Below are 12110 nucleotides of genomic sequence, written 5' to 3'. Positions count from 1 at the left end.
GCATGATTAAGTAAAACAGAATAAAATAAATAGCATTGGCAATTAAAACTAAAGAATATAATTTTAACCAAGGCTGTTTTGTTGGTTGGTTTTTGTTCATATTAATCGTTTAATTTAGCTTCAAATTTTAAATCTTCTTTTCCTATGGAAAGCATGTTGGCGAATAATCTATAAGCACCAGAAACGCCTTCTGGAAATTCCCTAAAAAAGCTCAAACCTGTGTATATGTAGTAGCCTTTTCCGTATTTTGCGACTAATAAACTACCCTCTTTTGGGGATTCATTTTTATCGCTCATTGATAAGATAGGAGTGAAGTCTGCAGCCCATGAATTTGGGAAATATAAACCGCGCTCTTGTGTCCAGCCTTCAAAATCTTTTTGAGTTATTTTGTTTGGATAGTTTAAAATAGGATGATTGGGGGTAAGGAAACGAACTTCTGCATTTTCATCGGTCACTCTATCATTCGATAATTTTAGCATATAAGGCGAAAAATTATCTGTGATTAAACCACGGCTGGTATTGTATTGTACAATCATATTACCTCCATTGGCAACAAAATCGAATAACAATTGCTGTTTAAATTTAAGGTTTTCTACGGTGTTATAAGCTCTAATGCCAATTACTACGGCATCAAATTTACTTAAAGTTTCGGCGTTTATAGCCTCAGGCTCTATGGTTAAAACGTTGTAACCTATTTGTTGTAAACTTTCAGGAACCACATCGCCAGCACCCGCAATATAGGCGATATTTTCACCTTTCTTTTTAATATTCAATCTCACAATTTTGCTTTCACTTGGCAATAAAACAGTTTGAAATGGAATATGCTCGTAATTGATTTCTATAAGTTCTTTGTTATAGTCGGCATCATTTATATGCACCACAGGACTTACGTAACCTTCGCTTTGATTTTTTGGAGGAACAATCGTAAACGTAAGTATTTGCTCTTCACCTTTATGAACAATATTTACTTTTTGTTTTTCAGGAAACACGTTCCAGTCTTTAGGGTGGCAAACTTCAACATATCCTTCTAAATTATCACGACCTGCTTTTACAATTATATTGATATCACGTTGTTTGTCATTTTCAAAAATGATGACTTTTTCTGAAATTTTAGCCGAAGCTTCAGGAATGATTTCAAACGGTCTGTACAATTCACCTTTATCTGGTTTTGCATACCGATATACAACAGGTTTACTGAAAGTGATTTTGGTATTATTTATTTTTAAATTGAAGTTAACAATAATACTTCTAGGTGTTTCTGGTAAACCTATAAATAATTTGTTTTCAACAGTATACATGCCTAATGTTCCTTTTGTGTTTAACCAGTATGGTGACGTATTTTTTTCTTCCGTAGAAATATAATAATCAGTATCGAACTTTTCAGAATCATTATTTTTTAATGCTATATTTTTTGAAATGGTTTTTCCATCTCCTTGCGTCACACTTTCTAAAACAATGTTTTGATTGCTTCTGTTTAGAGCCTCAATATTGATTTTAATTGTTTGGTTTAAAGTTGAGGATGGTGTTTCTGCCGATGCTTCTAAAAATAAACCCGTACACATTTCTATAATCGATTTTAGCTCATTTGTTTTTTGGGTTTTCCAATGTGTGTCTTCAATGTTTTGGAGCAATTTATAAGCTTCTACTAATTGTGATAAGTGTTCTGATGGATTTTTGAAATTGAAATTAGCTTCAATAGAATTTAATATGTTGCCTATAGCTTTTCCGCCTTTTATCCGATTCCATGAGGTGTCTATACCCTCGAATAAATTTTGGTTATCTGTTAACGCATCACCTTTTAAAAATTCTAAATATTCATTTTGAGTACCGCGTTGCGATACTCTTCCAAAACCTTGGCTTAAATGTTGGCTACTTGCTATGGAAGCCATTTCGTTATTTGATTGTCCTTTTAAAGGATAAAAGATTCCAATATCAAAACTAAGTCTGTTATCTTTATTGGCTTCATCAAATTCCTTTTGCGAGCGATAAAACCAAGAATTGGTATTAAAAAACAAACGTTTTGGTTGCCAAGGGCTAGCTTGTTTTTGCAATTCTGGAAAGGCAGAAGCATTATTAGCTAAATCGAACGCTTCATAACTTAATAGGGCAGAAGCGGTGTGATGACCATGAGTAGTTCCTGGTGTTCTATGGTCAAAACGGTTAATTATAATGTCTGGTTTAAGCTTTCTTATAGCTAAAACCACATCGCTTAAAACAGCTTCTTTGTTCCAAATGGCTAACGTTTCATCAGGGTCTTTTGAAAAACCAAAATCGTTGGCTCGGGTAAATAATTGATCACCCCCATCAACACCTCTAGCGGCTAAGAGTTCTTGGGTACGGATAACGCCTAACAGTTCTCTTATTTCTGGACCAATTAAGTTTTGCCCGCCATCACCTCGTGTTAAAGATAAATACGTTGTTTTTGCTTTTACTTGGTTCGATAGGTATGAAATTAAACGGGTGTTTTCATCGTCTGGATGTGCTGCAATATATAAAACCGACCCTAAAAAATTAAGTTTTTGAATGGATTCAAAAATACTTGAAGATGAATGTGTTATAGGTTTTTGTGCGTGGGAAAACGAAAAATAAAATAGGAATATAAAAGAAAGTAAAACTCTTTGCATGTTTGATTTTTTAGCTAAAAAATCAAATATAACAAAGTAATAGGGGCTACTTGGTGGTTTTAATGTTTATTTAACGTTCAATAAATTTATAATTTACGGTTCAGGATTTTATAAAAAAAAGTATTAATTGGCATGCATTAAGCAACTAGTATTAAAGCCATTTCTTCCGTTTAAAATAATAAAGCATCCCTAAAAATATAATAATCATAACGCCCCAAAAAACAGGGTAGGCATATTCATAATGTAATTCTGGGATATGGTCGAAGTTCATACCATAAACCCCAGCAATAAATGTTAATGGAATAAAAATGGATGCCATTATGGTTAGTACTTTCATAACTTCATTCATTTTGTTGCTAATGGTGGTCATGTACATATCCATTAAACTCCAAATCATTTCACGATAAATATCAATGTTTTCGGTAACTTGTATTAAATGGTCGTAAATATCGCGGTAAAATGTTTTTGTTCTTTTTTGAATAAGCGAACTTTCGTGTTTATCAATTCTGCTAATTACTTCGCGAAGCGGATAAATTGAACGACGAATTTTTAGAATTTCCCTCTTTAAATCTTGAATCTCTTTGTTAATTGAATTATTTACGTTGCCGTTAAAAATATCGGTTTCAAAATCTTCAATTTTATCACCCAATGTTTCAATAATAGTGAAGTAATTATCAACAATAGCATCCATTAAAATGTATAGTAAATAATCCGACTGCATCGTGCGAACCCGACCTTTTCCATGCCTAATGCGTTCTCTTACAGTATCAAAAACATCACCTTCCGATTCTTGAAAAGACAAAACATAATTTTTACCTAAAATAAAGCTAACCTGTTCATATAGAACATTATCATCTTTATCATGATAAAGCATTTTAAGAACGACAAACAGATAATCTTCATATTCATCTATTTTCGGACGTTGTGAAATACTTACAATATCCTCTAAAACAAGGGGGTGCAAGTTATAGTGATTACCTAATTTTTCAATGGCATCAACATGGTTTAAACCGTTAATGTTTATCCATGTTACGGAATCGGAACCTTTAAAATCGAAAGCATGTTCAATAGTTGGAAGTTCTTCTTCGGTACATTTTTCAACGTTATAATCGAAAACTTCAATGAATAGTTTTTTAGTAGATTTTTCTCCGGTATAAATCATGCTACCGGGTGCTTTCCCTATTTTTTTATGCTGCTTTTTTATTCTGTTTTTAGCCATTTAATAAATATATGAAATATTTAAATATCTGCTATACTATCATCGTCTATGGCATCTTTTTGAATAAGTGTTACCGCTCTTTGTAGCATTAAATTATTGGGATAGGTTACTAAGTCGCCATTCTCTAAGCGTAAATGCAGTTGGAATGCTCTAATATCTTCAATAATGCCTTCAAGCGGAAAATCCTTATCGTGTATTTGAATTTTGTCTCCTACCTTATAAGGAAATGAAAAGAACATAATAATGCCAGAAGTAATGTTGCTTAAAATAGACCAAATAGCAAATAAACCAATACCAATTACGGCAAAAACAGATGAAAATATAACTACTAAATCGTGTGCTTCTGTTCCAAAAATAAAAGGAATAATAATAAGAGCAATTAAAAATAATGTAACCGATACATATCTGTTTATTAAATGAATACGTGCTAAGTTAATGCCTTTTTTACGTGATATTTTTGTGATGAGTGTTGTTAAAACAAATCGAACGATAAGTAAAGTAAGAAGTAAAAAACCAGTTTTTATTAATTCGATTTTGTAGGTTTCAAAAAACATTTTTTAATTTGATTTAATTCGACTAATTAGCAAAGATACATTAGTAACCTAAAAAAGCATTACTGTAATTTGATTTTCACAAATGATTAACGATATCATTCAACGTTTTGTAAACGATATGTGTAGGCAACCCCATAACGTTGAAATAGGAACCTTCAATTTTGGTAACGCCAATAAGCCCAATCCATTCTTGAATACCATAAGCACCCGCTTTATCAAAAGGTTTGAAGGTGTTTATGTAGTAAAGAATTTCATCATCATTTAGGTTTTTGAAAGTAACTTTAGTAACGGCATTCAATGTTTTTTCGAACGTTTTTGTGGTGAAGCAAATAGATGTTATTACCTCGTGTGTTGTATTGCTTAAAGATTTTATCATTTGAAAAGCCTCCGTTTCATTTCTAGGCTTTCCCAAAGCTTGTTTATTATGCCAAACAATAGTGTCGCTTGTAATAAGAATATCGTTTTCTTTCAATTCGTTTTTAAAAGGCAAAGCTTTTAACTGCGCCAAATAATCACTTATTTCAAAATGTGTTAAGCGTGGTGGATATTCTTCAGCTATTGGTTTTAATCGAATTTCAAAATCTAACCCTAAAGTTTTAAAAAATTCCTGCCTTCTAGGTGAACCAGAAGCTAAAATAATGTTGTAATCTTTTAGTTTTTCGTTTAACATCAGAATAAAATATACTTATATAAAAGTAAAGAAAGCATTCCAAAAAACATCACTAATTTAAGTAGATTGCTTATATGGTGAAAGTCTTTTTTTGTTGAAGCACTAAAAAATTTAATGGTAATATAAAGTAGGGGTGCTATTATAAAAATTAAAAAGTATATAACAGCTATGTAGTTTTTATAAAGTGAGTTTATAATGTATGAACCAACAAGGAATAGAGGAATGAAAGATAAAACAAACAAAACTTTAGTGGCACGTTCGGTACCAATCGCAATAGGTAAGGTGTTCATGCCTGCTTTGTAGTCACCATTTATATCTTCTAAATCTTTGGTTATTTCACGAAGTAAATTAATGATGAATGCAAGCACAGCATAATCGAAAATAATTTTAAAAAAGGTTAATTGCATTTGTTGGTTAAGGCTGGTAGTAGCTGGCAATAAATCGAAAATCCCCACAATAATTAATGATAATGCTACTAAAACCGAAATTACAATGTTCCCAATTAAAAGCGTTTGTTTTAAATAGGTTGCATACACATAGAGTAAAACAGAGATGATAACAAACAATGAAAAAAAGGCACTCCTGCCAACCAAATGCGATAAATAAAACCCAATGCCAACACCAACTACGTTAAAAAGGATAAACAAGTTGTAAGCTGTTTTTTCCGAAATGGATTTTCCAACAATAAGTTTATCTGGTTTGTTTATAAAATCGGTTTCAATATCATAAATATCATTAATAATGTTACCTGCCGCTGCAATACAAATGCTTGCAAAAATTAACAGGGAAATACCCAAAATATTTAAACTGGTTTGAACGCCAAAAGGTTCTAAAAGGGCATATTTAATAAGTAATTGCACGATAGCAATCATTACTAAATTTTTCCAGCGAATAAGGTTTAATAAGTTCAAAAGTAAAAAGTTAGAGGTTTAGAAGGTTAGGGAGTTTAGATTAACACCTTTAAAGTTGATTGGTAGTTAACTGAAAACTGTCACTGCATACTATGACTAAATTAAAGCGCCCATTTACCTTGTACTTTTAGTACTTGTTCAATAACATCTCTGGCAGCACCTTCACCACCTTTTTTATGTGATATGTATTTAGAAATGCCTTTAATTTCGGGTATGGCATCTTGTGGACAAGTTGGTAAACCTACTACTTTCATAACTGGATAATCGGGAACATCATCACCCATATAAAGTATGTTTTCAGGGTTTATGTTGTTGTTTATTATGTAAGTTTCAAATTGTTTTATTTTATCATAGGCACCCAGATATACATCTTTAATACCTAAACTTTCTAAGCGTAATTTTACGCCTTCATTAGTTCCTGCCGAAATAATAGCCACATTATATCCTGCATTTACAGCAAATTTTAAGGCAAACCCATCTTTAACGTTCATATTTCTAAGTAACTCGCCAGTTGTTGTTACCAATACATTACAATCTGTTAAAACACCATCTACATCAAAAATAAATGTGGTAATGTGGTTTAGGTATTCTTTATAGTTTTTTTCTTCCATGTGTGCGCTGTATAGAACTAGTTAAGAGGTTATAAATATCTGTGTGATGTTGGTCTTTCAAAAGCTTTAAATGCTTTTTTAAGGTTTTTTTATCGTTACGTTTTGCAGGACCAGTTTGCGCCATATATGGTGAATGGTCTTGAACTTTTTTGGCGGTTTCTAAAATGAGTGGTTTTAAAAGATCAAATTCCGCTCCTTCACTTTCAGTTATTTCATGCGCGACTCTGTAAAGTTGATTGGTAAAATTATTTACAAAAACGGCTGCTAAATGCAATACTTTGCGTTGATCTGTATTTACTTTTTTGGTAGGGCTACCAATGAGTTTAGCTATTTTTTTTAATAATTGATAATCGGTACTTTCTAAAGCTTCAATACAAATGGGAACATCAGCAAAATTAATTGATGCAGTTTTGCTAAAGGTTTGAAGCGGATAGAACACACCACGTTTGTGTTTTTTATCAATATCATAAACGCCAGCTGCTCCCGATGTGTGTACAACCAACCTATTTTCAAAAGGAAGTTGAGATGAAAGCGATTTAATGGTATCATCACTCACAGCTAAAATGTATAAATCGGCTTCTATTAGTTGTGATAAATTATCAATAATTTCTACTTCATTTTTATAGGGTTTAATAGCATCAATACTTCTATTATACCATTGAATAACAGAAACTTGACCTGTTTTACTAAAGGCTTTAAATAAATGTGTAGCGACATTGCCAGCACCGAGAATTACTACTGAAATCATTCAGCAAAAATACACAAGTTAAGTTGAAAGTTGAAATCATAAACTTAAAAATTAAAAATAGTTTTTAGTCTCAGCCACGGTTTTTAGGATTTAGCAATTTTGATGCTTTGCGTGTTAGTTATTTTACGGAAAAAAAAGTTGTAATTTTGCTATTATGAAAAAGGATATAAAAACAAGAGAAGACGTCTTTCTATTAGTGTCTTCATTTTATAAGAAGGTTAGAAAGGACAACGTTTTAGGTCCGTTTTTTAATGATACTATAAAAGATTGGGATGCCCATCTAGAAAATTTAACCACGTTTTGGGAGGCTAATTTGTTCTTAAAAACCAAATATTTAGGTAACCCATTGGAGGCACATGCGAGGGTAGATAAAGAAAGAAACAATAGCATTACCGAAATGCATTTTGGTTTGTGGCTCAACCTTTGGTTTGAAACTATTGATGAACTTTTTGAAGGTGATTACGCCCAAAATGCCAAACAGCGTGCCCGTAAAATGGGCACTTTTCTGTATTTGAAAATTTTTGAAGCTCGGGGTAAGTAGTTTTAGTCGTTGCCTCAATTTTCAATCACTTTGAAACTCCGTAGCTGTGAAACTTTGAAACTTATAAACTTTAAAACCTTGAAACTTTGAAGCTTTTTCACAAACTTTAACATTTCAAAACAAACTTAAATACTTAAATTTGCCCGACCTAAAAATGGGTATTTATTATGCAAAATAAACTCGCGAAAATTCTTTTCTCAACACGACTTACCGGTATTTTATTTATAGTATTTGCAGCAGCAATGGCTACGGGTACTTTTTTGGATGCCGGACAAAGCACATCCCCAACTCCATACACAAGAAATTTAATTTATAATGCTTGGTGGTTTGAGGCAATCATGGTGTTTTTTATTATCAATTTTATAGGTAATATTTTTAGATATAAATTACTTAGAAAAGAAAAATGGGCTACATTAATTTTACATCTATCTTTTATTTTTATTCTTTTAGGTGCTTTTATTACCCGATACATTAGTTTTGAAGGGATGATGGCCATTAGAGAAGGAGCTACCGAAAATACTTTCCTATCTCAAAAAACATATATAACTTCCTATATAGATGGTGATTATAAAATTGATGGTGTAACTCAGCGTTTGCCTATTGAACGTGAAGTCGATTTTTCAGCACGTTTAGAAAACGATTTTAAAATTCAAACCAATTATAATAAACAACTTGTCACAATTGAGTTGGAGAAATTTATAAAAGGTGCTGAAGAAGATATTGTTCCAGACGAAAATGGTGCCGAATATTTAAAAATGGTTGAAGCTGGTGGCGGTGGCGCCCATAACCATTTTTTAAAAGTTGGTGAAGTACAAAGCATACACAACATTTTATTTGCCCTTAATAATCCAACCAATGGTGCTGTAAATATTACATACGAAAATAATGCCTTAACTATTCAATCACCGTTTGAAGGAGAGTATATGGTTATGGCTACTATGGCACAGGGCAAGTTAGTAAAAGACAGTTTACAGCCTTTAATATTGCGTTCGCGCTATGTAATTGGCGATATGCAAATGGTATTTCCAAAGCCCGTGGTTAAAGGGGTGTTTGATATTGTTCAAAAATCGCAAATTTTAAGGAATGATGATGATGGTGTGGTACTTAAAGTTACCGCTAATGGTGAAACCCAGCGGGTAGGTTTATTAGGAGGTAAAGGTATGAATAATGCTTTTAAACAAGTGAAAGTTGGCGGATTGGATTTTGCTTTCAAATACGGTTCAAAAGTATTGGAATTACCATTTTCAATAAAATTAAACGATTTTGAAGCAGAACGTTATCCGGGTACTGAAAAAGGATATTCATCATATTCAAGTCAAGTGACCGTAATTGATGATAAAGAAAGTAGCTACGACTATAAAATTTTCATGAATAATATTTTAGATCATGGTGGCTATCGTTTTTTTCAATCGAGTTTTGATCCTGATGAAAAAGGTACAATCCTATCTGTAAACCATGATTATTGGGGGTCGTTAATCACTTATATTGGGTATTTTTTACTGTATTTTGGTTTAATGGCGATTCTTTTTGTTAAAGGTTCCCGTTTTGGTGAATTAAAAGTAATGTTAGAAAAAGTAAAAGCAAAAAAAGCGAAATTATTAGGTATTGTATTATTGCTTTTTGGTTTAAATACATTTGCTCAAACTCATACAGATGATGATGGGCATAACCATAATACTAAACCAACAAAAGCTCAAATAGATTCTGTTTTAGCTGCAAATATTACGCCTAAAGCGCATGCCGATGCCTTTGGTCATTTGGTAATTCAGGATTTAAGCGGACGCATGATGCCCGTTAATACCTATGCATCTGAAATGCTTCGTAAGTTGAGTAAACATGATGATTATGAAGATTTTGATGCCAACCAAGTATTTTTATCGATGCAAGAAAGCCCGATGCTTTGGTATAATGTTCCAATTATTTATTTGGCAACTAAAAAAGCAGATACTATAAGACATCTTATCCAAGTCGATGCGAAAGAAGAATATGTAACGCTTGCCGATTTTTTTACTGAACGAGGTGAGTACAAATTAACTCCTTTTTTAGATGAAGCCTATAAAGCTTTGGCTCCCAATGGGTATCAAAAGGAAATTAAAGAAGCCGACCAGCGTGTTAACTTATTGTACAACACTATTGAAGGTGCTTCATTAAAAATTTTCCCAATTCCAAACGATGAAAATAATAAATGGATTTCAGCTAATGAATATCAATATGGTGAGTATAAAGTTCAAGATTCCCTTTACGGAAATTTCATAAAAAATGGTTTCAAAATGTATTTAATTACATTAAATAGAGCCAAACAATCGGGTGATTTTTCCGAAGCCACAAAATTATTGGATGCCTTCAAAAAAACGCAGCATCAATATGGTGGTGATGTTATGTTGACTGATAAAAAAATAAACGCCGAAATTCTATACAATAAGTACGATATTTTCAAAAAATTATTTAGCTGGTATTTGTATGCAGGTAGTTTAATGTTTGTGCTGCTAATTGTACAAATTTTTAAAGAGAAAAGTAAAGCTCTTGATATTTCTGTAACCGTTTTCAAAGTCATTATTTTAGGATTATTTGTTTTACATACTTTAGGATTGATAATGCGTTGGTACATTTCGGGTCATGCACCTTGGAGTGATGCTTATGAATCTATGATATACGTTGCGTGGGCAACCATGTTTTTTGGTTTAGCCTTTGGAAGAAAAAGCGATTTAACCTTCGCATCTACCGCATTTGTAACGGCTATGTTATTAATGATTGCACATTGGAACTGGATGGATCCTGCTATTGCCAATTTACAACCCGTTTTAAACAGTTATTGGTTAATGATACATGTAGCGGTTATTGTGGCAAGTTATGGACCATTTACTTTAGGGATGATTTTAGGTGTGGTTTCATTATTATTAATGATTTTTACTACTGAAAAGAATAAGGTGAAAATGGATTTAAACATTAAAGAACTTACCATAATTAACGAAATGTCGTTAACAGTTGGTTTAGTAATGCTTACCATAGGAAACTTTTTAGGTGGTATGTGGGCTAATGAAAGTTGGGGACGCTATTGGGGTTGGGACCCAAAGGAAACTTGGGCGCTTATCAGTATTATGGTTTATGCTTTTGTAATACACATGCGATTAATTCCTGGGCTTCGTGGACGTTGGTTTTTTAACCTCATGTCTATTGTAGCGTTTTCAAGTATTATTTTTACTTATTTTGGAGTTAACTTTTACTTGTCTGGTTTGCATTCTTATCAATCTGGACAACAAATTGCAAGCTTGAATATTATATTGATTGCGATTGGCATCATTGTTTTGTTAGGGATTTTCGCCTATTTGGGTTATAAAAAACATTATAAAAAGTAGGTGTTGTAATGGCAAAAACAGGTCGGGATAAAAACACTAAAAACAAAGCGAAGCATTCCAAATTAATGGATCAAAAAATTAATAAGAAAAAGGAAGAGGCTAAACTTAGAAAAGAACGCTTAAAGGCTATTATTAATAAAGCGAATCAAGCAAAAGATGAAAAATGATTTTATAGTAAGTCTTTTACTTTGTGAAAATTAATTTCGTTAAAGTCTTTTATAACTAAATCTGCTTTTGTGTAATCTTGGTTTTTAGAATGGAAACTATCAAAACCAACACAAAAAACACCTGCGCCTTTTGCGGCTTCAATACCGTTGGTAGAGTCTTCAATAACCATACATTCATTGCTGTTAAAGCCTGATGCTTTTACAGCATTGATAAAAATTTCTGGATGTGGTTTCGATTGTTTTAAATCGGCGCCACTTAATTTTGCAACAAAGTATGGGTTTAAATCAAATCTATCAAATATTTGTTCTATACTCGTCATAGCTGCCGATGAGCCCAAAACCAACTTTAAGCCATTACTGTGGTACTCTTTTATTAAATCTTCAACACCATCAATTAGTGATAAATCTGAATTAGTTTCAAAAAACCGTTTGTAATGTTTTCGTTTTAAAGAGACCAGGTGTTCTGGAGATTCAGAAAGATCAAAAGCATCACATAAACGTTTACAAATATTAAGGGTAGATTGCCCTGTAAACGATTCGTAAAGTTCATTTGAAACAGAAATGTTAACTTCATTAAACATATCATGATATGCTTTGTGGTGCATGGGTTCACTATCAATTATCACCCCGTCCATATCAAAAATAACAGCTTTAAGCATTTTTTTATTTTTTTTTGCTAAGATATAAGAATCATTATAAAACCCCTAAG

At 32.3% G+C, this 12110-nt stretch carries 11 protein-coding genes; 3 read left to right on the top strand and 8 right to left on the bottom strand.

The window, feature by feature from the left end:
• Nucleotides 1–101: 101 nt before the first annotated feature.
• From EV196_RS05090 to EV196_RS05060, 7 genes are all read right to left on the bottom strand, one after another.
• Nucleotides 102–2624: a PIG-L family deacetylase gene (locus EV196_RS05090; RefSeq protein WP_132215621.1), complete on the bottom strand. Its 2523-nt coding sequence runs from the start codon at nt 2622–2624 to the stop codon at nt 102–104.
• A 151-nt stretch (nt 2625–2775) separates the two neighbouring features.
• Entirely contained in the window at nt 2776–3843 is a 1068-nt protein-coding gene (corA, locus tag EV196_RS05085; RefSeq protein WP_132215618.1) for a magnesium/cobalt transporter CorA, read from the bottom strand.
• A gap of 20 nt (nt 3844–3863) precedes the next feature.
• Nucleotides 3864–4397, bottom strand: a complete 534-nt coding sequence (locus tag EV196_RS05080; RefSeq protein ID WP_132215615.1) for a mechanosensitive ion channel domain-containing protein — start codon at nt 4395–4397, stop codon at nt 3864–3866.
• A gap of 76 nt (nt 4398–4473) precedes the next feature.
• Nucleotides 4474–5067, bottom strand: a complete 594-nt coding sequence (locus tag EV196_RS05075) for a Maf-like protein (protein ID WP_132215612.1) — start codon at nt 5065–5067, stop codon at nt 4474–4476.
• On the bottom strand, nt 5067–5978 hold the full coding sequence (locus EV196_RS05070; protein WP_132215609.1) for a geranylgeranylglycerol-phosphate geranylgeranyltransferase: 912 nt from the start codon (nt 5976–5978) through the stop codon (nt 5067–5069). Before EV196_RS05070 ends, EV196_RS05075 begins: the two co-directional genes overlap by 1 nt.
• 101 nt (nt 5979–6079) lie before the next feature.
• Nucleotides 6080–6589 carry a KdsC family phosphatase gene (locus tag EV196_RS05065; protein ID WP_132215606.1) on the bottom strand — a complete coding sequence of 170 codons (510 nt, stop codon included), beginning with the start codon at nt 6587–6589 and terminating at the stop codon, nt 6080–6082.
• Nucleotides 6570–7337, bottom strand: coding sequence for a Rossmann-like and DUF2520 domain-containing protein (locus EV196_RS05060; protein WP_132215603.1), 768 nt, complete (start codon nt 7335–7337; stop codon nt 6570–6572). The genes EV196_RS05065 and EV196_RS05060 overlap by 20 nt, the downstream gene beginning before the upstream one ends.
• 154 nt (nt 7338–7491) lie before the next feature.
• Here EV196_RS05060 and EV196_RS05055 point away from each other — a divergent pair, with 154 nt between their 5' ends.
• The 3 genes from EV196_RS05055 (at nt 7492) to EV196_RS19850 (ending at nt 11401) form a co-directional block, all read left to right on the top strand.
• Entirely contained in the window at nt 7492–7878 is a 387-nt protein-coding gene (locus tag EV196_RS05055; protein ID WP_132215600.1) for a group III truncated hemoglobin, read from the top strand.
• A 167-nt stretch (nt 7879–8045) separates the two neighbouring features.
• Nucleotides 8046–11234, top strand: coding sequence for a cytochrome c biogenesis protein CcsA (ccsA, locus tag EV196_RS05050; RefSeq protein WP_132215597.1), 3189 nt, complete (start codon nt 8046–8048; stop codon nt 11232–11234).
• Between the two features lie 8 nt (nt 11235–11242).
• Nucleotides 11243–11401 carry a hypothetical protein gene (locus EV196_RS19850; protein WP_165876105.1) on the top strand — a complete coding sequence of 53 codons (159 nt, stop codon included), beginning with the start codon at nt 11243–11245 and terminating at the stop codon, nt 11399–11401.
• Between the two features lie 2 nt (nt 11402–11403).
• On the opposite strand, the gene EV196_RS05045 is transcribed toward EV196_RS19850, so the two are convergent.
• A complete protein-coding gene (locus EV196_RS05045; protein ID WP_132215594.1) occupies nt 11404–12060 on the bottom strand; it encodes an HAD family hydrolase in 657 nt (218 codons plus the stop codon).
• Nucleotides 12061–12110: the final 50 nt, after the last annotated feature.

Origin of the sequence: Mariniflexile fucanivorans (assembly GCF_004341235.1) — a bacterium.
In the GTDB taxonomy this organism is placed as follows: domain Bacteria; phylum Bacteroidota; class Bacteroidia; order Flavobacteriales; family Flavobacteriaceae; genus Mariniflexile; species Mariniflexile fucanivorans.
This window is presented reverse-complemented; position numbering and strand designations above follow the sequence as displayed.

Excerpts from the sequence above, each read along its gene's own strand:
- EV196_RS05075 (WP_132215612.1), bottom strand. The coding sequence starts at position 5,067 with ATGTTAAACGAAAAACTAAAAGATTACAACATTATTTTAGCTTCTGGT.
- EV196_RS05090 (WP_132215621.1), bottom strand. The coding sequence starts at position 2,624 with ATGCAAAGAGTTTTACTTTCTTTTATATTCCTATTTTATTTTTCGTTT.
- EV196_RS05045 (WP_132215594.1), bottom strand. The coding sequence starts at position 12,060 with ATGCTTAAAGCTGTTATTTTTGATATGGACGGGGTGATAATTGATAGT.
- EV196_RS05080 (WP_132215615.1), bottom strand. The coding sequence starts at position 4,397 with ATGTTTTTTGAAACCTACAAAATCGAATTAATAAAAACTGGTTTTTTA.
- EV196_RS05055 (WP_132215600.1), top strand. The coding sequence starts at position 7,492 with ATGAAAAAGGATATAAAAACAAGAGAAGACGTCTTTCTATTAGTGTCT.
- EV196_RS05060 (WP_132215603.1), bottom strand. The coding sequence starts at position 7,337 with ATGATTTCAGTAGTAATTCTCGGTGCTGGCAATGTCGCTACACATTTA.
- EV196_RS19850 (WP_165876105.1), top strand. The coding sequence starts at position 11,243 with ATGGCAAAAACAGGTCGGGATAAAAACACTAAAAACAAAGCGAAGCAT.
- EV196_RS05065 (WP_132215606.1), bottom strand. The coding sequence starts at position 6,589 with ATGGAAGAAAAAAACTATAAAGAATACCTAAACCACATTACCACATTT.
- ccsA (WP_132215597.1), top strand. The coding sequence starts at position 8,046 with ATGCAAAATAAACTCGCGAAAATTCTTTTCTCAACACGACTTACCGGT.
- corA (WP_132215618.1), bottom strand. The coding sequence starts at position 3,843 with ATGGCTAAAAACAGAATAAAAAAGCAGCATAAAAAAATAGGGAAAGCA.